Consider the following 21,257-nt stretch of genomic DNA (forward strand, 5'->3'; position numbering starts at 1 on the left):
AATTATTGCCATCAGTGGCAGAAGGAGTGTTCTTATGCAACCAAATGAGAAAAAACAGTTGGAGTGCATGGCGTGTAAAATTAGAATCCACGCAGTGGATGCAGTCCATGCAGCCAAATCCGGACATCCCGGTGGGTCTTTGTCAATTGCTGACCTGTTATCCTGCCTGTATTTTTACAAAATGCGGGTTGACCCGAAAAATCCCAAGTGGGAAGATCGTGACCGTCTGGTCCTTTCGAAGGGCCACTGTGCTCCCGGCCTCTATGCCGCTTTAGCGCTGAAAGGTTATTTCCCGGTAGAGGAGCTGAAAAAGCTGCGGAAGCCCGGCGCAATGCTCCAAGGGCATCCTGATATGAAAGGAACTCCCGGTATCGATATGTCCACTGGATCTTTAGGTCAGGGCTTCTCCACGGCATGTGGTATGGCCGCTGCTGCGAAAGCAGATCATAAAGATTACCGTGTTTACTCCATCATCGGCGATGGTGAGACCCAGGAAGGCCAGATTTGGGAAGCTGCAATGTTTGCTTCAAATTACGGCCTGGATAATTTGTGCGCGATTGTGGACTGCAACGGATTGCAGATTGACGGCAATGTGGCTTACTCTAATTCTGCCGATTCATTGGCTGAAAAATTCGCCTCCTTTGGCTTTGAAGTGATCACCATTGATGCCCACGACTACGATCAGATCCTTTCTGCCTTAGATCAAGCGGAAGCAACCCAAGGCAAGCCTACAGTGATTATTGCAAAATCTATCAAAGGCAAGGGCGTTTCCTTCATGGAAAACAATGTAGCATGGCATGGATCCGCTCCCAATGATGAGCAGTATGCACAGGCAATGGACGAGCTGAATGCACAGCTTAAGAGCTTGGAGGTGGAATAAATGGCAGAAATGGTAAAAAAGGCAACCCGTGAAAGTTATGGCGCCGCTTTGGCTGAGCTGGGTGAAAAATATAAAAATCTTGTCGTTTTGGATGCAGACCTTGCAAAAGCAACCAAGACAGAAGTATTCCTGAAAAAATTTCCAGAACGTTTCTATGAATGTGGAATTTCTGAGGCCAATATGATGGGAGTTGCAGCCGGTCTTTCGACCTGCGGCAAGATCCCCTTTGCAAGTTCTTTCGCCATGTTTGCGGCAGGCAGAGCGTATGAAATTATTCGCAATTCTATCGCATACCCCCATTTGAACGTAAAAATTGGTGCTACCCATGCGGGTATTACAGTAGGCGAGGATGGCGCTACTCACCAATGCTTGGAGGATATTGCTCTTATGCGGGCTATTCCGGGCATGGTAGTGATCAATCCCTGTGATGATACTGAGACAAAAGCGGCAGTAGAAGCGGCCATTCTCCATGAAGGCCCTGTTTATCTGCGCTTTGGCCGTCTTGCAGTAGAAAACATCAACAATGGCCCAGACTATCATTTTGAATTGGGCAAGGGAATCCAGCTCAAAGACGGCAATGATGCGGCGATTATTGCCACAGGCCTGATGGTTCAGGAATCTCTGAAAGCGGCAAAGATTTTGGAAGATGAGGGGATTCATGTCCGTGTTATCAATATCCATACCATCAAACCCTTGGATGAAGAGATTGTCCTGAAGGCCGCTCGAGAAACTGGACTGCTCTTTACTGCCGAGGAACATAGCATTGTTGGCGGTTTGGGTGAAGCTGTGGCCTCTGTTGTCAGTGAAAACTGCCCAGTAAAGGTCCATCGGATCGGTGTAAAAGATCGCTTCGGCTATTCTGGTCCGGCAGGAGAGCTCTTAAAACAATTTGAATTGACGGGCGAAGATATTGCCAAAAAGGTAAAAGCTTCCCTTTAATATCCTTTGATGTAAAAAAGAGACGCATGAGCGTCTCTTTTTTTATACTATAATCGAAAATAGTCGAAAAATGTGGTATGATATGGATGTTAATATTTGTAGATGGGACGTGGGATCATGGGCAATCATCGTGACATGAAGATCTTGTTGATCGCAGTTTTAGTCATGTCAATCTTTTTGGTGGCCTTTAATGTGGCGACCATCCCCTCCACGATAGAGCCGGAATTTTATTACTATGAGGAGGATTCAGAGGAGATTCCAGATGGGAGAGGGGATGTCTATGAGTCATCGGATGTTACATCCAGTGTAACTGCCAGCTTTCCCATCAATATCAATACAGCAACCAAAGAGGAGTTGGATCTGATTCCCGGGATTGGGCCTGCAAAAGCGCAAGCAATTATTGACTACCGTAACACTGTGGGGGTGATAAGAACCATGGAAGAGCTTGTCAATGTGTCCGGTATCGGAGAAAAGACTCTTGAAAATATACGACAGTATATTGTATTGGAATAGTGAAATAAAAAACCTGGGAAAAGTTTCCCGGGTTTTTTATCGTATCCATACGATGAGGAGCCCCCAATAATATAGGAGATTTTTTGGAAAATTTCACAAAAAAATTTGGTACAATTTCTCTTAGAAAACAAGTAAATAAAACAACGATAAGCAAATAACGGTTTCTTATTATTTTTAAATTTGGGAAAAAATAGAATAAAATTTGATATTTTGCAATAAATATAAAGAGCTTATTTTAAATTTGTATCAAAAATATAAAAAATATCTGAAAAAATATAAGTTTTGTCAATTGTTTTCACTGTAAATAACATTTACAATAAGAAAAGATGTAAGTACAATCAGGAGGTGAGTTGTATTATGGACATAAAAAACGTTCCAAAACATGTTTATCTCAGAGAATGGATCAGAAAAAACATCATGGATAAAACCTTTGCCAACGGGGAAAAACTGCTTTCTGAAAATATTTTGGCAGAAAAATTCGGTATCAGTCGTCAAACTGTGCGGCAGGCGATAGGAGCCTTGGAAGCAGAAGGGCTTTTAGAGAGAAGAAGAGGCAGCGGCACTTATATTTGTTCTTCCAATATTCAAAGCCATCCCAAAACTATGAATATTGGTGTCATTACAACCTATGTTGATGACTACATTTTTCCCGGCATTATTAAAGGGATTGATACGGTGTTATCCCACTATGGCTATGGTATGTCATTAGGAATTACATACAACAAAGTTGAAAACGAGGGAAAACTGCTCCGTTCACTTTTAGATAAAGGAATTGATGGACTAATTGTAGAAGCGACAAAAAGCGCTTTGCCCAATCCTAATTTAGATATTTATAAAGAATTTGATGCCCAGGGGATTCCCTATATTTTTATCAATGGCTATTATCCTGCCCTGCCCTGTAATAAGGTCATTATGGATGATGAGTATGGCGGGTATACAGCTGCTTCAACCTTGATTAACACAGGTCACCGAAAGATCGGCGGTATATTTAAGTCAGATGATATTCAGGGACATAGCCGGTATGCGGGATTTGCAAAAGCGCTGAAAAACTCTGGAATTATTCTCAATGACAGTTCTGTCGTATGGTATACAACAGAAGATGTAGAAAGCTTTTTCTCAGGAGAATTTGACAAAATTATTATGAGTCGACTCAGTCGATGCACAGGTGTGGTCTGCTACAATGATCAGATTGCGTTAAAATTTATGGACATGTTGGCCCGAAATGATAAAAAAGTGCCGGATGATATGTCCATCGTCAGTTTTGACGATTCTAATCTTGCAACGATTCAGTCGGTTGGGATTACATCTGTCGCACATGCGGGTGCTCATCTTGGGGAACAGGCTGCAGACCGCATCATCAAGTTAATTGATCGTCCGGAAGAGGATCAGACGTTGGTTATGAAACCGCAAATGGTAGAACGGGACTCTGTAAAAATTTTATAGTTTTTTTCATTCATATTCTCTATTGCTCTTTTTTTGAAATCGAATTACAATAGTTACAATGTGGAGTTGTACGTACAAGATACAGTCTGACAATTCTATGAAAAGGCGGATTTCCGCGAAAGGGAGGTTATTATGGGAAAGTATACAATTGGTGTGGACTTTGGAACACTTTCTGGACGCGCAGTTCTTGTGGATGTTACGACAGGTAACGAACTGGGCAGCAGTGTGTTTGAATATCCCCATGGTGTCATGGATGAGAAACTGCCGGATGGCACAAAGCTAGGTGTTGACTGGGCTTTACAGCAACCACAAGACTACCTGGATGTCTTTTCCCATACCATACCGGATGTATTGAAAAAAACTGGAATTAGTCCGGAAGATGTCATCGGTATTGGTATTGACTTCACTGCGTGTACGATTCTGCCGGTCAAAGCAGATGGAACGCCGCTATGCTTTTTGAAGGAATTTCAGTCCAATCCTAACGCTTATGTGAAACTGTGGAAACACCACGCAGCGCAGGATAAGGCCAATCAACTGAATGAAATCGCTGAAAAACGAGGAGAAGATTGGCTCCCTAGATATGGTGGCAAGATTTCATCGGAATGGGTAGTGCCAAAGGTTTGGCAGATTCTTGATGAAGCACCTGATGTCTATGCAGCTACAGATTTCATTATTGAAGCAGCTGACTGGGTCATTTGGCAGTTAACCGGCGTCCAGACCCGCAACTCCTGTACCGCGGGATATAAAGCAATTTGGCATAAGAAAAAAGGCTACCCCTCCAAAGATTTTTATCGAGCGTTGGATCCTCGTTTGGAAAACTTTGTAGAGGAGAAACTTGGATGTCCCATTACTCCTTTGGGTCAAAAGGCTGGAGAGATTACTGAGGCTGCTTCGAAACTGACGGGGCTGAAGGCAGGTACCGCCGTGGCAGTAGGAAATGTGGATGCCCATGTCTGTGTACCAGCAGTAAAAATTGATGGACCGGATAAAATGCTGGCAATTATGGGTACTTCTACCTGCCACATGCTCCTTTCTGAAGTGGAAAAAGAGGTACCGGGTATGTGCGGCGTGGTAGAGGATGGAATTCTTCCTGGTTATTTTGGCTATGAAGCTGGCCAATCCTGTGTAGGGGATCACTTTGCCTGGTTTATGGAAAATTGCCTGCCTTCCGAGTATTATTCTGCAGCAAAAGCGGAGAATAAAGATGTGTATCAATACGTGGAAGAAAGAGCAAAAGCTCTCCGTCCTGGACAAAGTGGGTTGCTGGCCCTTGATTGGTGGAATGGCAATCGTTCCTGCCTTGTAGATGTAGATCTTACTGGAATGATGGTAGGACTCACTTTGGCTACCAAGCCTGAAGAAATATATCGTGCTTTGGTTGAAGCCACAGCTTACGGAACCAGAAAGATTATCGAGACTTTCCGGGAAAGCGGCGTGCCTGTCGAAGAGTTTTATGCTTCCGGCGGGATTGCACAGAAAAGTCCTATGGTTATGCAGATTTATGCAGATATTATCAACATGCCTATAAAAATTGCGGGAAGCACCCAGGGACCGGCCCTTGGATCTGCAATTTTCGGAGCAGTGGCCGCGGGTAAAGAAAAGGGTGGCTATGACAGCGTATTTGATGCCGCAAAAGTAATGGGCAAACTCAAAGATGTGATCTATCAGCCAATTCCGGAAAATGTGGCTGTTTATGACCAGCTCTATGCGGAATATTCTATCCTGCATGATTACTTCGGCAGAGGTGGAAATGATGTGATGAAGCGGCTAAAAAAGATTAAAAAAGCTGTGGACCGTTAAGAAAGAGGTTTTTCATGCTCAAATCTTTGAAAAAACAAGTATATGAGGCAAATATGTTACTGCCTCACTATGGACTGATTACCTTTACTTGGGGAAATGTCTCCGCCATTGACAGGAAAAAAGGCCTTGTAGTTATTAAGCCGTCTGGGGTGGAATATGATGTGATGAAACCTGAGGACATGGTGGTGGTGAATCTTCAGGGAGAGGTAGTAGAAGGGGAACTGAATCCCTCCTCGGATACACCGACCCATTTGGAACTCTACCGTAGTTTTCCTGGGCTTGGAGCCATTGTCCATACCCATTCCAATTGGGCTACAATTTGGGCGCAGGCTGGAAAAGATATTCCAGCTTATGGAACTACACATGCCGATTACCTCTATGGTGACATACCTTGTACCGGACTGATGAGCGATCAGCAAATCGCTGGGGAATACGAGCTGGAAACAGGTAAAATAATCGTAGAAACATTTAATAAGCGGCAGATCGATCCAGATATGGTACCGGCGGTCCTAGTCCATAGTCATGGTCCTTTTACTTGGGGTCAAAATCCGGTAGAGGCAGTACACAATGCTGTTGTGTTAGAACAGGTTGCTATGATGGCCTGGCATACACAGATGCTGGCGGGAGAAGGATATCCTCCCATGCAGCAGGCGCTTTTGGATAAGCATTATCTGAGAAAGCACGGAAAGAATGCTTACTACGGACAAAAGAAAAAGAAGTGAGTGATAAAGGATGGAATTTCTGCGAAGAATTCCATCCTTTTCTTGTTTATTCAAAACGATCAGAAATACGCAAAATAAAAGGAACCGAATGTGCTTTCGCACATCCGGCTCCTTTTATTGAGAAGAAGAAATAAGAAGTAATCAAATAAAACAAGTGATAACTTATTGCATCCCGCAACAAGTAGCATAATTATTATAGCCCATTTACATGTAAAATACAATATTTTATCCGCAAAAAACAAAATAAATCGTCAAGCAAAGAAGAATAGATTTTTATGTATTCTGCTGTCATGATATTTCAAAAAATCAAAAAAAATCAATATTAACAAAAAACTTACATATTTCTGGTCGCTATAATATTCGCACCTGTATTTAAAATGTTTTCAATGATGATGTCTCCCTTATGTACAGGCGCTTCTACTTCAACATTGTCTAATAATCGGACAACATCAAAGATTTTGTCTTTGGGGATATCACAGCTTGTTTTCACAGGGAGACGATGATGAATGCCGCCATGAATTTTTACGGTAGAGGTGATTACCCTGGTGGGATGGGTCAGCTCCTTATAACCATAATCCGCACCCTTGGGACAACTGTTGCCCGTCACTTTATAGCCATTTTCCTCGTCAACCCGCAGGTGACATCCTTTGGGGCAGACAATACAGATCAGTTCCTTCATTTTGCTTCCTCCTGATTGACTACTGCAATGGTGATTTCATCCTGTTTCGCTTCGTCAAGAAATTTTTTCGGTACAACAATTTTTTCCATTTCTCCAGGAGCCATATGTTCCCGTTTAAAGCTACATAATTCTTGTCCACCAGATGTGACCACGATGCGCATATTGCTGTAAACATTATCCACACGGAAGAAAACCTCTGCCAGTTTTTCGACATGGTCAGGCCGAATATACTGGGGAACCGTATAGTTGACATGACTTCCGTTTTTAACGGTAATCAGATTTTTCTGATTTGGAGTATCGCCTAGAATGTACTGTGCGGCAGCCTTACCAGCACGCATACTTTCCTGGGTGACAAAGTCAACTAGATCGTGGACATGAACCACATTGCCGCAGGCAAAAACACCTTCCAGGGAAGTTTCCATATTTTCATAGACGACGGGCCCATTGGTACGGGGATCGATCTGGATTCCTACGCCACGGGATAGCTCATTTTCTGGAATCAGGCCTACTGAAAGAAGAATGGTGTCACAATCAAATTCGATTTCCGTTCCCGGAATGGGCTTTCTGTTGGCATCCACCTTGGAAACAATGGCTTTTTCTACCCGTTTATGGCCCTGGATATCGGTGATAGTATGGGAAAGATAGAGGGGAATATCATAGTCATGAAGACACTGAACAATGTTGCGGTTAAGGCCATTGGAATAGGGCATAAGTTCCACAACCGCCAAGACTTTTGCTCCTTCCAGCGTCATACGCCGGGCCATGATTAACCCGATATCGCCAGATCCCAAGATCAATACCCGTTTGCCTACCATATAGCCTTCCATATTGAGATAACGTTGGGCCGCTCCTGCGGTGAAAATTCCAGAAGGCCGGTCTCCTGGAATGGCAATAGCGCCTCTGGTACGTTCCCGGCATCCCATAGCTAAGACAATGGCTTTAGTCTTTATCATCATATAGCCATCGACACTGTTCATGGCCTGGATGGTGCGGTCTTCTGCGATATCCAGGACCATAGTGCCAAGTTTAATATCGATCCCTGTGTTTTGGAGCATATCGATAAAACGAAGGGCGTACTCCGGCCCTGTCAATTCTTCCTTAAAATAGTGCAGGCCAAAACCATTGTGGATACACTGATTGAGGATGCCACCTAGTTCACGGTCACGTTCGATGATGAGGATACTGTTCACACCATTTTCATGGGCAGAAAGTGCAGCCGCCAATCCAGCAGGACCTCCGCCGACAACGACAAGATCATATTGCATTAGTTGTTACCTCCTCTTGTTTTTGTCTCACCCATGACGATATAGGAACCATCTTTGTCCTGTGGAATTTCACGGGGATCAAGGCCAAGCTCCCTACAGAGTATCTCCAAAACGCGAGGCCCACAAAAACCGCCCTGGCAGCGACCCATTCCCGCATTGCAACGGCGCTTGATGGCATCTACAGATCGGGGAGCGGTAGGGGAGTGAATGGCATCCACGATTTCCCCTTCAGTTACAGTTTCACAGCGACAGATGATTGTTCCATAACGGCTGTCTTTTTTAATGAGCTCCGTACGTTCCTGGGGGGAAAGATCACGGAAGGTAACTTTTTCCCTCCGGTCGATATATTCCTCCTTTTTGACTAGGGAAAGACCAGCTGCCCCCAGCATGGATACCATATCCACGGCAATGGCAGGAGCAGAGGTGAGGCCAGGAGATTTAATTCCCGCAATATCAAAAAATCCTTTTGCGTCTTGCGCCTCCCCGATAATAAAATCGTCAATTTCTGTCAATGCACGATTGCCAGCAAAATTGCGGATCGATTGGCGATAATTCACCTTGTCACAGGAACGGGAAGCTGCCTTGATAACGAAATCCAGGCCAGTACGTGTAGTACCAACATCGTCTTTTTCATCAGCGTCTACAGCATTGGGGCCCACGATCAGATTGCCATGGACGGTGGGGGAGACGAGGACACCCTTTCCTACCTTGGAAGGGCACTGGAAAATGACATGGCTGACCACATTCCCTTGATTTTTATCCAGGAGATAGTACTCACCTTTATTAGGCGTCACTGTAAAGGCAGGGGCCGATACCATGTTGTGAATTTGATCGGAATAAAGACCTGCTGCATTGATGACATAGCGGCTTTGATAGCGCTTATCGCCGCAGATAACCTCGTAGCCATCCGGTTTTTTTTCAATTGCGGTGACCTGAGAATCGGTGTAAAGGCTAACACCATTACGAAGAGCGGTATCCATCATCGCAATGGCCAACTCCCACGGAGAGACAATACCGGCAGAGGGGGCATATAACGCCCCCTTAATTTCTGGATTGATGTTAGGCTCAATTGCCAAAGTCTCCTTTGCGGAGAGAATCTGTAGGTCAGGCACACCATTTTGCCGGCCTCGGTCAAATAATGTGCCTACAGTAGCAAGATCAGTGTCGTCAAACGCTAAGACAAAAGATCCGACTTTTTTATAGGGCACATCCAGTTTTTTAGCGATTTCTTCGATGAGCCGGTTGCCCTCTACATTGTATTTGGCCATCAGTGTTCCAGGACGGGGATCATATCCCGCATGGACGATGGCACTATTGGCTTTGGTGGTTCCGCAGGCTACATCGTTTTCTTTCTCCAGTACCACCGCCTGAACCTGGTATTTGGAAAGTTCATAGGCCAGGCTGCAGCCCACAATACCTGCACCGATGATGATTACATCAACCATAATGACATCCTTTCAGCATCAATTTTGGAGGATATCTTTTCTCCAATTGATTGTTTCTTCCCTCTTTCTCCAAATGGGAGCAAAACAAAGAGAGCCGCTACATTAGGCCAACCCCAATAGGCCTAAAATGTATCGACTCTCATTACTCCGACATTTTAGAACAAAATTATTATATCACAATAAAAATACGTTTGCAATGGCTCTCCTGGCACATGGATCATTTTGTCCAATCTCTGCTTCTTCCCACCGCCTTACTCCATCCGGCGATCAGCGTCTTTTTCGTTGCTTCATCCATGTTTGGCTCATATACTTTATCCAGTGTCCAATTATTTTTGATTTCATCCAGACTGTTCCACAGCCCCACGGCTAAGCCAGCGAGATAAGCAGCCCCCAGTGCTGTTGTCTCCCGAATCATGGGCCGGCGCACTCTTTTGCCGATGATATCCGCCTGGAACTGCATGAGGAAGTTGTTGGCTGACGCGCCGCCGTCTACTTTAAGCTCATTGATGTCGATGCCAGTATCAGCAATAATGGCAGAAAGCACATCAAAAGACTGATATGCAATGGATTCCAAGCTGGCGCGGATAATATGGTTGCGGTTGCTTCCACGGGTCAATCCGAAAATGGAACCTCTGGCATACATATCCCAGTAGGGAGCACCCAATCCTGTAAAGGCGGGGACAACATAGACTCCTCCATTATCAGGTACCTTGGTGGCAAAATACTCCGAATCCTTGGATTCCACAATGAAACGTAGCTCATCCCGCAGCCACTGAATAACCGCACCGCCGACAAAGACGCTTCCTTCAATAGCGTAGGTGACCTTGCCTCCAAGTCCAATAGCGATGGTCGTCACCATGCCATTTTTGCTCAGATACATATCTTCTCCTGTGTTCATCAGCAGGAAACAACCGGTACCATAGGTGTTCTTAGCATCTCCCTTGGAAAAACAAGTCTGACCAAAGAGAGCGGCCTGCTGGTCTCCTGCAATACCAGCAATAGGCACCTGAACACCGGAAATGTTGACATATCCATAGACTTCACTGCAATTTCTCACTTCTGGCAGCATGGAAGCAGGAATATCCAGCTCTTTGAGCATCCGTTCATCCCAACAGAGATCTTTGATGTTATAGATCATGGTCCTAGAAGCATTGGTATAGTCGGTCACATGGACTTTACCCTCAGTTAGTTTCCAGATGAGCCAGGTATCCACAGTGCCGAAAAGCAGTTCTCCACGCTCTGCCTTTTCTCGAGCACCTGGGACGTTATCCAAAATCCATTTAATCTTTGTTCCGGAAAAATAGGCATCCACTACAAGGCCTGTGGTTTTCTGTATGTAGTCGGCCAGTCCTCTGGCCTTAAGATCCTCACAAATAGAGGCGGTACGCCTGCATTGCCAAACAATGGCATTGTATACCGGACGTCCAGTATTTTTATCCCAGACAATAGCGGTTTCACGCTGGTTGGTAATGCCGATAGCAGCGATTTCTTCCGCTTTAACACCGCTTTTGGCCAGCACTTCGATGAGGACACCGTACTGGGAAGCATAGATCTCCATAGGGTCGTGTTCCACCCAGCCTTCTTTCGGGTAGTGTTGGATAAATTCCTTTTGTGCCATTGCAATAATATTTTGCTCTTTATCGAAAATAATGGCGCGGGAACTGGTAGTGCCCTGATCCAGGGCGATGACATACTGTTTCATTCAATCTCCTTCTTTCTTAGCTTACATAAACCAAACGTCCTCGCAGGTGGTGGATATGGCAGTAGCACCTGCCTGCAACATGGAAATTACATCGTCTTTGTCTGAAATCAGCCCCCCTGCAATGAGAGGCGCCGCGCTATAGGAGGCAATACGCTTGACAATCTTGGGCATAACACCGGGAAGAATCTCTACATAATCTGCATATCCACTGTCAATCGTCTTCAGGACATTGCCAAGGGCGATGGAATCAATCAGGAAAAAACGCTGAATGGTGAGAAATCCCAGACTATGGGCCAGTTTGATCAGATTGGTTTTGGTGCTGATAATTCCGTCTGCCTGAGTATTTTCTTTGAGAAAACGCACAGCTACATCCTTGGTAGAAAGACCATCCACTAGATCGATATGAACAATGGCCATTTTCCCTCCAGCCTTGATGGTATGGACGATTTGTCCGATATTGCAGATATCCCCAAAGAGTACGAATACCATCTTGCATTCCGATGTCATGCATTTTTGGAGACCACGGAAATCTTTGACTGCCGCAATGACAGGGGAATCACTGAGTAAATCGGTAAAATCCTGGCGCAAGCATACTCCTCCTTCTTATAGTTAAATTTATTATACCGTACCTGTCCTCAAAAGGGAATGGACCACCAGAACAAAAAAAATCCAACACTTTGGTCAAAATGTTGAGATAAAAGGACTTTTTCTTGACAGAATGAAGAAATAATTTATAATAAAAATAGTAAATCTGACGAAAAAAGAATCTTTTTTAGATGGGGGATATTACGGTGAAAAAAGCTGCCATATTTGACCTGGATGGCACACTATTAAACACGTTGACAGACCTTGCGGTTGCTTGTAACCATGCGCTGGAAACATACGGTTATCCGACGCACCAGGTAGAAGCGTACAAGATGTTTGTGGGAAACGGCGTCTATAATCTGGTAAAAAGGATTCTTCCTGAGGATGCTCAGGATGAGGAGACACGGGCGAAAGTAAAAGCTGCATTTGATGCCTATTATGAGGCCCATACCGTAGATTTTACAAAACCATATGACGGTATTTCTGAGATGCTGGACACCCTTAAGAACAAGGGAGTAAAGATGATTGTCATTTCAAATAAGGCCCATAACTTTGTGGTACAGCTAATACAAAACATCTTTCCCGGCATTTTCGACGTTATTTTGGGACAGAGGGATCATGTGCCAAAAAAACCGGATCCAGCCGCTGTTTTTGAGGCACTGGGTCAGGTGGATATAGCGCCGGAAGATACTATTTATGTGGGCGATTCTGGTGTTGATATGCAGACGGGGAAAAATGCAGGGCTGCTGACCATTGGAGTAGCATGGGGATTTCGCGGTGAAGCGGAACTTTTGGAAAACGGCGCTGATGCCATTGTCCATGCACCAGAGGAAATTATCGATTTTATTGATTGAAGTTTAACACAAAACGCACAATGAAAGAAATGTGTTCCTAGCAGATCTATCCAAATTTTTTAAAAAATTCTCTTGACAAAGCTAGTAAGTTGGGATATGATAGGGAACAATAAAGCAAAAGCGATGAGGAAGGCGGCCTTTCGCCGTAGCCTTTTACAGAGAGCCGGTGGGTGGTGTAAACCGGTAAAGGTGGAGAAGGGAGATCACTTCTGAGCTGAGGCCTGAACGTTTTCAAGTAGGGCTCTTCCGTATGACTGCGTTAAGGTCGGGGATTTGTTAGAATCCTGCTAAGTGGCATCAATAGATGCAATTTGGGTGGTACCGCGGGTTTTGTTTATAAGCTCGTCCCAATCAATTTGATTGGGACGAGCTTTTTATTTTTGTCTATAAACCATTCTAAAATTATGAGCAAAGGGGAGCGATTCCATGGAAACTCAGATCATTGAAATTGCAGAGAGAATAAGGACCTTACGAGATATTATGGGCTTTTCCCTTGAGGAAATGGCAGCCGGGACTGGGGTCTCCGTCCAGGAATACAGCGAGATGGAAGAAGGAAAATCTGATTTTTCTTTCACCTTTCTGTATAAATGTGCCGAAATGTTTGGCGTAGACATTGTGGAGATTCTCACTGGAGACGGTCCAAAACTTTCTTTCTATAGTATTGTAAGGAAGGGAAAGGGACTGCCAATTAAACGGAGAAAGGGATTTCTCTATCAGCATATGGCACCCCGGTTCCGGGCTAAGGTTGCAGAGCCTTTTGTGGTTACAGCACCTTATTTTGAGGAGGAACAGAATCAGCCAATCAAGCTTTCGACCCATGAGGGGCAGGAATTTGACTACATCCTCAGTGGCAGCTTGAAGGTGGCGATGGAGGACCACATTGAAATCCTTCACGAAGGAGACGCAATTTATTACGATTCCGGCCACGGCCATGGTATGATTGCCACCGGCGGAAAAGAGTGTGTCTTTTTGGCTGTAGTCCTGAAAAAAGATGATAATCAAGATTAAACTGATGCTTCGGAGGAGTTAGGCAAATGGAAAATATGGAAACATTTTATCAGCGCTTTTGCAAAGAACATTTTGATGAAAATGGAGTACTGGATCAATTTGAAATCACCTGTGCAGACAATTTCAACTTTGGCTATGATGTTATTGACGAGATTGCCCGGCTGGATCCGAATCGCCGTGCAATGATCTGGTGTGATGATGCCGGGACAGAAAAGGTATTTACTTTTGCGGATCTCAAACGCCTGAGTGACAAGGCGGCAAACATGTTTACAGAGCATGGTATCAAAAAAGGCGACATGGTAATGCTCATCCTGAAACGTCACTATCAATTTTGGATTGCCATTCTTGCACTGCATAAGATCGGCGCTGTAACAATCCCGGCGACCAACCTGTTGACCACGAAAGATCTAATCTACCGTTTTGACGCAGCGGACATCAAAGCCATTGTTGCTACAGCCCATGGGGATGTTACCAAATATGTAGATGAGGCATGTCAGCAGTATCATGGTATGCAGGTGAAATTCGTAGCTAACGGAGAGCGTGAAGGCTGGTTTAATTTTGATGAGGAAGTAGAAAAGGCGGATGAGCATTTTGATCGTGTACCCACGAAGGTCACAGATTATATGCTGTTGTATTTTACTTCTGGCACCACAGGATATCCCAAGATGGTCATCCACGACCATTATTATGCATTGGGCCATATCATCACAGCAAAACATTGGCACAATATCCATTCGGATGATCTCCATTTGACTGTCTCAGAAACAGGGTGGGGAAAAGCTGTTTGGGGAAAACTGTATGGCCAATGGTTTGCCGCTAGTTGCATTTTTGTCTATGATTTTGACGGAAAATTTGTACCTGCCGACCTGCTGCATATGATTGAAAAATATCGTATTACTACCTTCTGCGCTCCTCCGACTATTTATCGTTTCTTTATCAAAGAGGGAATGGGCAACTATGATCTTTCCAGTTTGCGCTATGCGACAACGGCTGGAGAAGCACTCAATCCAGAGGTTTATAATCGCTTCTATGAGTATACCGGACTAAAATTGATGGAAGGGTTTGGCCAGACAGAAACAACATTGCTTTTGGCGAATCTCTATGGCACAGAGCCAAAACCTGGTTCTATGGGTAAGCCTTCGCCGCTGTATCGTGTTGATCTTTTCGACGAGGATGGGAATACAGTGGCACCTGGTGAAGTTGGAGAGATCTGTGTAATCACCGAGGAAGGTAAAAAACAGCCTGGCCTTTTCTGCAGCTATTACCGAAACGAGGAAAAGACCAGAGAATCCTGGCATGATGGCCTCTATCACACTGGAGATACAGCGTGGAAAGACGAGGACGGATTTTACTGGTATGTGGGTAGAACCGATGATGTAATCAAAGCGTCTGGCTACCGCATTGGGCCTTTTGAAATTGAAAGTGTTCTAATGGAGCACCCCGCAGTTTTGGAATGTGCCATCACTGGAGCGCCTGACCCAGTACGTGGCCAGGTGGTAAAGGCAACCATTGTTCTTACCAAGAACTATCAGCCCTCGGACGCATTGGTGAAGGAGCTACAGCAATATGTGAAGAAACAGACAGCACCCTATAAATATCCGCGTATTGTTGAATTTGTCGAAGAACTTCCCAAGACCATCAGCGGTAAGATCAAACGTGTGGATATCAGGAATAATCAACATCAATAAAGTAATTCATAAAGGGAGAAACTGTGTCTGGCAGTTTCTCCCTTTATTGATAAAGAGCTAATGTAAAAACAAACAATATGGACATTTTTATACATTCTTTCTATAACATTTCTCTAGCAAAAATGTTATAATCTATATATAACGTGCAGTTTGTCGATGACCGAACGTAAGTCCTGTTATCAACAAGTTGTGCGTTTTTATGGAGGTAAAGAAAATGTTTCATGTCGAAGATTCTGTCATGTATGGTAGCTACGGAGTGTGCCAAATTGTTGACATCCGATCAGAAAAATTTGACAGGGACGCCAAGCTCTATTATGTGCTCAAGCCGGTACAGGATAAAAATTCTACCTTTTATTGCCCTGTTGAGAGTGGAGAAGACAAAATGCGAAAGATCCTTTCTATCGGAGAAATCCATCAGCTGATTGAGGCTATGCCGGATGCACAAACAAAGTGGATTGAAAATGAGCAGCTTCGGAAGGAAAAATATGGGGAAATTATCAGAAGAGGAGATCATAAAGAGCTGGTACAGCTTATCAAAACCCTCTACTATAAAAAGCAAGAAAAGAAGCAGGAGGGGAAGAAGTTTCATGTAGCCGATGAAAAGGCGATGAAAGAGGCGGAACGAATCCTGCATGGTGAATTTGCCTATGTGTTAAAAATTAAACCTGATGATGTAGTCCCATTTATTATGGGGCAAATCAATCATATTGGTGAGCAAAATGCAGATGCAGAGAATGCATGATAAAGTGTGAAAAACATGAAAAATGGCATAAGCCCTAGAGCTTATGCCATTTTTCATGTTTTTCACAGACTATGTCATCGCAATGAATCCAACACGCTTCGATAGAGAATCTCCGGATCATCCAAAAAGCGCTCTTTCACCCGCTCAGCCTGCTCCTTGGTGGGCACAAATAAACTTAGTCGTAACAGATCAGATCCAATATCCTTCATGAGGCAGGTGACGATATAGCCATCTTTTGTTTTCTCAATTTCTGCCTTATTTTGAGAACGAAGCCGGGCCTTTTTTTGTATCTGTAGCGCGCTGTTCACTGATTTTTCCCGTACAGTAAGAGGCAATGAACGCTCGAACTCCAAAGCTGTCATCTTTCCCTTGGGAAGGAGACGGTAAAACTCTCCTTCAGGCCGCATTTCTTCAATGACTTCAATATGCCCATCCTGTACAAGCTCTTCCAAGGCATCGGCAAATTGAAAATAGTTCACCAGACCATTTCCGGTTAGCACCTCGTTCATCTGAGATTTTGACAGAGGATCCTTAAGTGCGGAAAGAAGATAGCAAATGAGAATTTTTATCTCGTAATCCTCGTGTAATCCTCCCGGCTCTACACCGGCAGAAAATCCGTGAAGTTTCATGAGCATCACCCGCCTTTGCACTAACTCTTGTCATATATTTTACACGAAACTCATTGAAAAAGAAAGGGGAAAACCTGACAGTCTCACATATTGGTATAAGACATTAATCTATCACCAAGTGGGAAGGTGATTGATTTACTCCAGACGAGTTTTTGAGAAAATTACTTATTCGCCTTCATCCCCATGGACTATCTGTTTTCTCAATTTCGCAAATGAAGGGGAGCAATAGAAAATCTCGACAAAAAAGGCGGGGCAGGATATTTTCCTGTCCCGCAAATGAAATATGGGAAGGTGAGAACTTACTATCCGATAGAGACTTCCTTGACGTCCTTCATATCATTGAGCCCAGTTGACTTGATTTTGAGATCAGAGATTGTGTAAATATAGTCTCCTCGATAGACCCCGCGGCGAATGCTGAGAGATTGATCCAAGAGCTGTGTGAGATCCTGTTGTGCTTCCTCACTTTGATGGGTAATCCGTCCTAATTCGGTTAGTTTTCCATCAGAAATTTGGAAGAGAAGGTATCCATTGAACACATTTTCATATTGAGCATCATAATAGCCGGCATTGGGAGTAAGATTTTGAGTCAAGGTGGCGGGAATACCAATGATCCCTTTTTCTTCATAATAAAGGAAAGCCTTGTGATCATACAATGCGGGGCTATCACTACCGACATCTCCTACAATGATATAATTGATTTCGGTTGGATTTTCCACATCAGAAACATCAAACAGGGAAAGTTTGATGCCGCCGGTAACGGTAAAGGTATTGCCATATCCGTCATCTATTTCTTGCGTGTCATAACCTAACCCTACGATAAGATTATCAGAAATCGGATGCATATAGGTGGAAAATCCGGGGATCTTCAGCTGGCCCAAAATAACAGGCTGACTGGGATCGGAAAGATCAATGGCGAAAAGAGGATCAACCTGACGGAAGGTAACAAGATAAACCTTATTCCCCATAAAGCGCACAGACTTGATTTCCTCGCCCTCCGCTATATTCTCCAAGTAGGAGAATAGGCTGAGATTTTCATCGAGGACATAGAGATTGTTGGTAGTTCTATTATTCCGCGCGTCATAAAGCTGGGTAGCAATCCGGAAGTAGCCGGCATATTCGTCCATAGAGAATTGGTTGAGTACGCTTCCTTTGACCCGGCCGGAGGCGGTGAGAGCGATCTCACTGCCAGAAAGCTCTACCTTATAAATATTGGAATAGGAGATCGTGGATACATTGTCATAGCTCTCGCTGACCAGATACATGCTGTTAGTAGAAACATACATCTGGCTGGAACTGCCTAAAATAGCTTTCGTATTGAAAGCACTGCTGGCGTCTGTGACATCCACTGCGGAGATAATATTATAACAGGATGCCTCTATCTGGGGAAGCAGATAAATGGAATCTGCAGGGAGCATTTGCAGGGAAGTGTTGCTGCTGTCTGAAATTGAGGGGATAAAGGAGGAAGGTTCTGCTTTATTCGTTTCTTGAAGATACATGAAATCCTGGGAGACGACATAGAGCTGTGAACCGATCATCCGCGCATCCTTATAATCTCCTTCTTGTGTAAGAACGCGGTCCACTTGGGGGGAAGAAGGATCCGAGACATCATAGATGGTAATTTTTACAGAACTTCTGGATTCTCCGCTAGAATCTGCCGCTATCTTCCTCTGGCTGTCTAATCCAGTATTGGAAGAGGCAAGGACCATCAGTTTGTTCTCATGGAGGAATAGATCTAAGGTATAACAGAATTCCTGATCCTTGATTTTGGCCACATGTTCCATGTCGCCGTCTTCTCCCATGAGGACAATGTCAATGGTGTCAGTAGTCGAATAGTAAATGTAATCCCCATCGGTTTTGACAATATCCGCTTCGCTGACCCCATCTACCTGAGTATTGGTTTGATCGCGGGCTAGCTTTTCGTCTGTATCCCCGCCGGCTGTGTTGGGATTGGGCTTGATTTCACTGGATGAGTCAGCCCCGTTTTCGTTACCAGCCCCTGCGGTAGGTGGGTTGATATTTTGTGCCGTACCTCCATCGCTTCCGCCAAGAAAATTGCTTCCCTCAAAGGGAGCTAGAACCTCTGCGATTTCCTCATAATCCTTAGCCTTTAGTTCTGTAAGTTCTCGGTCAGCCAGAGAAGAATCCAGATCGGAGACCACAGCGGTTTCAGGACTTGCGGCATCAGCAGTGGCGGTGGAAGAAAAAGCGTTCCCTTGGTCTGCGGCGGTAAAATCAGTAGTGGCGAGTTTGGCGCCCGCATACATGGAGATACTGACCACGCATCCAAGAACCAGAATCAGGCTGGCGGCGATGGCGATGTACTTGCTGATAGGCTTTTTCTTTAGCGGCAAAGAAAAGAGTTTTTGCATTTCGCTGGGTTGGACCTTGTCAGGAATTGGAATATCACGGTCAATGTCCTGTAGGAGCTTTTGTAAGCGAAGCATATCATCCCCATGTGAGCCGTTATTTTTGTACTTCACAATACTCACCCCTTTCGATAGTTTTTTTCAGTTTTTCTAGGCAGCGGTGCAGTTTTGAGGAGACCGTTCCCTGTGGCATTTTAAGAATTTCTGCAATCTCTCTGATTTTGTACCCCTGGATGACGCTGAGGACAACAATAGAGCGCTCGTGATAATTAAGGCAGTACAAAGCGTTCATCAGTACCAGTTTGTCATCTGAGTTTTGATTGTAGCATAAGCTGGTGTCGGATAGGGCAAAATCTTCGAGGTTAAAATGATTGCGAAGCTTATAGTTGAGAGCAATTTTCCTGTTGCAGCGAGCCTGCAGAATTTTGAAAATCCAGGATTTAAAGGCTGATGGTTCCTTGAGCTTTCGGATGCCCCGATAGGCATCTAAGAAGGTTTCGGATACCGCGTCCTCCGCGTCTGACCGACTACCCAGTATAAACAGAGCAGTTTTGTATAAATCGGCATAGACCTGCTCGTAAAGGCGAGTAAAGGCCTCCTGATCTCCCAACCGCGCTTCTTCGACGACACGTATATCGATCGTCATATGTTCCACCACCTTCCGGAAAGGGTGTCCATTTTTTTAGTGGGAAAAATATTGCGATTTATTGCATAATATTTGATTTTTTTATTTTTTTGCCGAAGAAACGGCACGCCGCATCCATGACAGGGCAGCGTGCCGTTTTTCGAAGTATTACGAAAACAGGATAAAGATTAAAAGTATTCTACAGAAACCTTTTTTCCTGTGCGTTCCAGTTCGGCTGCGAGTTCTTTAATTAGGTTAAGTTTAAGACCGAGAGATACAGGCATACCTGGATTTTGATGTGCAGGATTGAGAGCCCGTCCAACCAAGAAGCGAACCTCGGTGGCATCCTCTAAAAGAAGACGGGTCAGTTTGGTAGCACCATCTTTTTTATTGAGTGTGTAGGCTTCTGTGTTTTCCACTCCAGCATCGTTGATTCCCTTGATAATCTCCAGCGCCTTACCTAGGGTCAGAACACCTTCTGTAACCAGATCTACCCCAGGGAGTGTGGCGATTGGGGGAACGGCAGGATTTTCATAGTCGATTTGCACCTTAAGTTCACGGCCGGTAATCCGGCTGACAATCTGGGATGTGGTACCGCCGCAGACTACCTTGATTCCCTTGGAATACATCAGTTTGTCAACGACAATTTTGTCCATCTCATTATTAACAGGGGGGCCAACCATTATTGTAGCAGGACGGTTAGGCTTGAGTGCCAGGGCACAGACGGTGGAATCGTCGCCACATTTCTGCATGTAAAGGGTGTTAACAGCGGCAAGTAGTTTTTTGGTAATGACACGAGGGGACATACCGGGTTCCAGATTTTCTACCACATAGTTGACAATATTCTCATATTGCCAGCCTAGGTCCAGCAGACGTCCAACTCCCGCATGAACTACACCATCAGAAAAGGTGATGATCATGTCGGAACTTTCAGCCTCAAATTGGCTGATATGAATGATCTTTCCACCAATTTCTACTGTTTCACGGGGAATAGGGGTGAGAACATTTTTGTGAAAATAGAGTAGGTCAGGATTGTCAAACTCAGCGGTATACACTTTACCATCCCGGCCGACACGAATGATCGTAAAGGTAGAATATGCAAGCCCACGCTCACTACAGACAGGTAAAGTACTGGCGATAGTTTCCAGAGTTTCTTCTAAATCTGCGCCACTTGCAAACATAGTGGCAATAATTTTGCTGGTCAGGGTAGAGAGAATATTGGCTTTTACACCGCTTCCTAAGCCATCGGCCAACACAGCCAAAAAATAATCATCAGTACGGACAAACTCTACTTTATCTCCACATAATTCTTCGCCATATTTATGTAGGCTTTCATAAACAGCGTCAATATATAATTCCATGGTGAACCTCC

Annotated in this window: 19 protein-coding genes and 1 other annotated feature; of the genes, 10 read left to right on the forward strand and 9 right to left on the reverse strand. The window is 44.4% G+C overall.

What is annotated here, in order from left to right; genetic code table 11:
• The first annotated feature begins 34 nt into the window (after window positions 1-34).
• From ACZ25G_RS08445 to araD, 6 genes are all read left to right on the forward strand, one after another.
• Entirely contained in the window at window positions 35-880 is an 846-nt protein-coding gene (locus ACZ25G_RS08445; RefSeq protein ID WP_191482229.1) for a 1-deoxy-D-xylulose-5-phosphate synthase N-terminal domain-containing protein, read from the forward strand.
• A complete protein-coding gene (locus ACZ25G_RS08450) occupies window positions 881-1,819 on the forward strand; it encodes a transketolase family protein (protein ID WP_463682150.1) in 939 nt (312 codons plus the stop codon).
• Window positions 1,820-1,936: 117 nt separating this feature from the next.
• Window positions 1,937-2,332 carry a helix-hairpin-helix domain-containing protein gene (locus ACZ25G_RS08455; RefSeq protein ID WP_224771585.1) on the forward strand — a complete coding sequence of 132 codons (396 nt, stop codon included), beginning with the start codon at window positions 1,937-1,939 and terminating at the stop codon, window positions 2,330-2,332.
• A gap of 357 nt (window positions 2,333-2,689) precedes the next feature.
• A complete protein-coding gene (locus tag ACZ25G_RS08460) occupies window positions 2,690-3,775 on the forward strand; it encodes a substrate-binding domain-containing protein (RefSeq protein WP_463682151.1) in 1,086 nt (361 codons plus the stop codon).
• Window positions 3,776-3,907: 132 nt separating this feature from the next.
• The gene (araB, locus tag ACZ25G_RS08465) at window positions 3,908-5,575 is read left to right on the forward strand and encodes a ribulokinase (RefSeq protein ID WP_342680754.1); all 1,668 of its coding nucleotides are present in this window, start codon (window positions 3,908-3,910) and stop codon (window positions 5,573-5,575) included.
• 14 nt (window positions 5,576-5,589) lie between these two features.
• Window positions 5,590-6,297 (forward strand): L-ribulose-5-phosphate 4-epimerase, encoded by a 708-nt coding sequence (araD, locus tag ACZ25G_RS08470; protein ID WP_463682152.1) that lies wholly within the window; start codon window positions 5,590-5,592, stop codon window positions 6,295-6,297.
• Window positions 6,298-6,631: 334 nt separating this feature from the next.
• Here araD and ACZ25G_RS08475 read toward each other — a convergent pair whose 3' ends face one another.
• The 5 genes from ACZ25G_RS08475 to ACZ25G_RS08495 all read right to left on the reverse strand — a co-directional run bounded on the left by ACZ25G_RS08475 (window position 6,632) and on the right by ACZ25G_RS08495 (window position 11,976).
• A complete protein-coding gene (locus ACZ25G_RS08475) occupies window positions 6,632-6,976 on the reverse strand; it encodes a DUF1667 domain-containing protein (protein ID WP_342680752.1) in 345 nt (114 codons plus the stop codon).
• Complete coding sequence (locus ACZ25G_RS08480) at window positions 6,973-8,241, reverse strand: NAD(P)/FAD-dependent oxidoreductase (RefSeq protein WP_463682153.1); 1,269 nt, start codon at window positions 8,239-8,241, stop codon at window positions 6,973-6,975. The genes ACZ25G_RS08475 and ACZ25G_RS08480 overlap by 4 nt, the downstream gene beginning before the upstream one ends.
• Window positions 8,241-9,686: an FAD-dependent oxidoreductase gene (locus ACZ25G_RS08485; RefSeq protein ID WP_463682154.1), complete on the reverse strand. Its 1,446-nt coding sequence runs from the start codon at window positions 9,684-9,686 to the stop codon at window positions 8,241-8,243. The genes ACZ25G_RS08480 and ACZ25G_RS08485 overlap by 1 nt, the downstream gene beginning before the upstream one ends.
• Window positions 9,687-9,903: 217 nt before the next feature.
• Window positions 9,904-11,388 carry a glycerol kinase GlpK gene (gene glpK, locus ACZ25G_RS08490; RefSeq protein ID WP_191482237.1) on the reverse strand — a complete coding sequence of 495 codons (1,485 nt, stop codon included), beginning with the start codon at window positions 11,386-11,388 and terminating at the stop codon, window positions 9,904-9,906.
• Between the two features lie 21 nt (window positions 11,389-11,409).
• Entirely contained in the window at window positions 11,410-11,976 is a 567-nt protein-coding gene (locus ACZ25G_RS08495) for a glycerol-3-phosphate responsive antiterminator (protein ID WP_463682155.1), read from the reverse strand.
• Window positions 11,977-12,164: 188 nt separating this feature from the next.
• On the opposite strand from ACZ25G_RS08495, the gene ACZ25G_RS08500 reads away from it, so the two are divergent.
• The 4 genes from ACZ25G_RS08500 to ACZ25G_RS08515 all read left to right on the forward strand — a co-directional run bounded on the left by ACZ25G_RS08500 (window position 12,165) and on the right by ACZ25G_RS08515 (window position 16,265).
• Entirely contained in the window at window positions 12,165-12,827 is a 663-nt protein-coding gene (locus ACZ25G_RS08500; RefSeq protein WP_224771586.1) for an HAD family hydrolase, read from the forward strand.
• A 114-nt stretch (window positions 12,828-12,941) separates the two neighbouring features.
• Window positions 12,942-13,180, forward strand: a binding site (T-box leader).
• Window positions 13,181-13,253: 73 nt separating this feature from the next.
• Entirely contained in the window at window positions 13,254-13,835 is a 582-nt protein-coding gene (locus ACZ25G_RS08505) for a cupin domain-containing protein (RefSeq protein WP_191510434.1), read from the forward strand.
• 26 nt (window positions 13,836-13,861) lie between these two features.
• Complete coding sequence (locus ACZ25G_RS08510) at window positions 13,862-15,523, forward strand: AMP-binding protein (RefSeq protein ID WP_463682156.1); 1,662 nt, start codon at window positions 13,862-13,864, stop codon at window positions 15,521-15,523.
• A 214-nt stretch (window positions 15,524-15,737) separates the two neighbouring features.
• Window positions 15,738-16,265, forward strand: coding sequence for a CarD family transcriptional regulator (locus ACZ25G_RS08515; RefSeq protein ID WP_224771587.1), 528 nt, complete (start codon window positions 15,738-15,740; stop codon window positions 16,263-16,265).
• A gap of 74 nt (window positions 16,266-16,339) precedes the next feature.
• Here ACZ25G_RS08515 and ACZ25G_RS08520 read toward each other — a convergent pair whose 3' ends face one another.
• From ACZ25G_RS08520 to ACZ25G_RS08535, 4 genes are all read right to left on the reverse strand, one after another.
• The gene (locus ACZ25G_RS08520) at window positions 16,340-16,894 is read right to left on the reverse strand and encodes a DUF4364 family protein (protein WP_342680746.1); all 555 of its coding nucleotides are present in this window, start codon (window positions 16,892-16,894) and stop codon (window positions 16,340-16,342) included.
• Window positions 16,895-17,196: 302 nt separating this feature from the next.
• Window positions 17,197-19,338 (reverse strand): beta-propeller domain-containing protein, encoded by a 2,142-nt coding sequence (locus ACZ25G_RS08525; protein ID WP_463682157.1) that lies wholly within the window; start codon window positions 19,336-19,338, stop codon window positions 17,197-17,199.
• 19 nt (window positions 19,339-19,357) lie between these two features.
• Window positions 19,358-19,906 (reverse strand): sigma-70 family RNA polymerase sigma factor, encoded by a 549-nt coding sequence (locus ACZ25G_RS08530; protein ID WP_191482245.1) that lies wholly within the window; start codon window positions 19,904-19,906, stop codon window positions 19,358-19,360.
• 167 nt (window positions 19,907-20,073) lie between these two features.
• Window positions 20,074-21,246 (reverse strand): SpoIIE family protein phosphatase, encoded by a 1,173-nt coding sequence (locus ACZ25G_RS08535; protein WP_463682158.1) that lies wholly within the window; start codon window positions 21,244-21,246, stop codon window positions 20,074-20,076.
• Window positions 21,247-21,257 lie beyond the last annotated feature (11 nt).

The organism is Zongyangia sp. (assembly GCF_965361945.1).

Excerpts from the sequence above, each read along its gene's own strand:
- ACZ25G_RS08445 (WP_191482229.1), top strand. The coding sequence starts at position 35 with ATGCAACCAAATGAGAAAAAACAGTTGGAGTGCATGGCGTGTAAAATT.
- ACZ25G_RS08450 (WP_463682150.1), top strand. The coding sequence starts at position 881 with ATGGCAGAAATGGTAAAAAAGGCAACCCGTGAAAGTTATGGCGCCGCT.
- ACZ25G_RS08455 (WP_224771585.1), top strand. The coding sequence starts at position 1,937 with ATGGGCAATCATCGTGACATGAAGATCTTGTTGATCGCAGTTTTAGTC.
- ACZ25G_RS08460 (WP_463682151.1), top strand. The coding sequence starts at position 2,690 with ATGGACATAAAAAACGTTCCAAAACATGTTTATCTCAGAGAATGGATC.
- araB (WP_342680754.1), top strand. The coding sequence starts at position 3,908 with ATGGGAAAGTATACAATTGGTGTGGACTTTGGAACACTTTCTGGACGC.
- araD (WP_463682152.1), top strand. The coding sequence starts at position 5,590 with ATGCTCAAATCTTTGAAAAAACAAGTATATGAGGCAAATATGTTACTG.
- ACZ25G_RS08475 (WP_342680752.1), bottom strand. The coding sequence starts at position 6,976 with ATGAAGGAACTGATCTGTATTGTCTGCCCCAAAGGATGTCACCTGCGG.
- ACZ25G_RS08480 (WP_463682153.1), bottom strand. The coding sequence starts at position 8,241 with ATGCAATATGATCTTGTCGTTGTCGGCGGAGGTCCTGCTGGATTGGCG.
- ACZ25G_RS08485 (WP_463682154.1), bottom strand. The coding sequence starts at position 9,686 with ATGGTTGATGTAATCATCATCGGTGCAGGTATTGTGGGCTGCAGCCTG.
- glpK (WP_191482237.1), bottom strand. The coding sequence starts at position 11,388 with ATGAAACAGTATGTCATCGCCCTGGATCAGGGCACTACCAGTTCCCGC.
- ACZ25G_RS08500 (WP_224771586.1), top strand. The coding sequence starts at position 12,165 with ATGGGGGATATTACGGTGAAAAAAGCTGCCATATTTGACCTGGATGGC.
- ACZ25G_RS08505 (WP_191510434.1), top strand. The coding sequence starts at position 13,254 with ATGGAAACTCAGATCATTGAAATTGCAGAGAGAATAAGGACCTTACGA.
- ACZ25G_RS08510 (WP_463682156.1), top strand. The coding sequence starts at position 13,862 with ATGGAAAATATGGAAACATTTTATCAGCGCTTTTGCAAAGAACATTTT.
- ACZ25G_RS08515 (WP_224771587.1), top strand. The coding sequence starts at position 15,738 with ATGTTTCATGTCGAAGATTCTGTCATGTATGGTAGCTACGGAGTGTGC.
- ACZ25G_RS08520 (WP_342680746.1), bottom strand. The coding sequence starts at position 16,894 with ATGAAACTTCACGGATTTTCTGCCGGTGTAGAGCCGGGAGGATTACAC.
- ACZ25G_RS08525 (WP_463682157.1), bottom strand. The coding sequence starts at position 19,338 with ATGCTTCGCTTACAAAAGCTCCTACAGGACATTGACCGTGATATTCCA.
- ACZ25G_RS08530 (WP_191482245.1), bottom strand. The coding sequence starts at position 19,906 with ATGACGATCGATATACGTGTCGTCGAAGAAGCGCGGTTGGGAGATCAG.
- ACZ25G_RS08535 (WP_463682158.1), bottom strand. The coding sequence starts at position 21,246 with ATGGAATTATATATTGACGCTGTTTATGAAAGCCTACATAAATATGGC.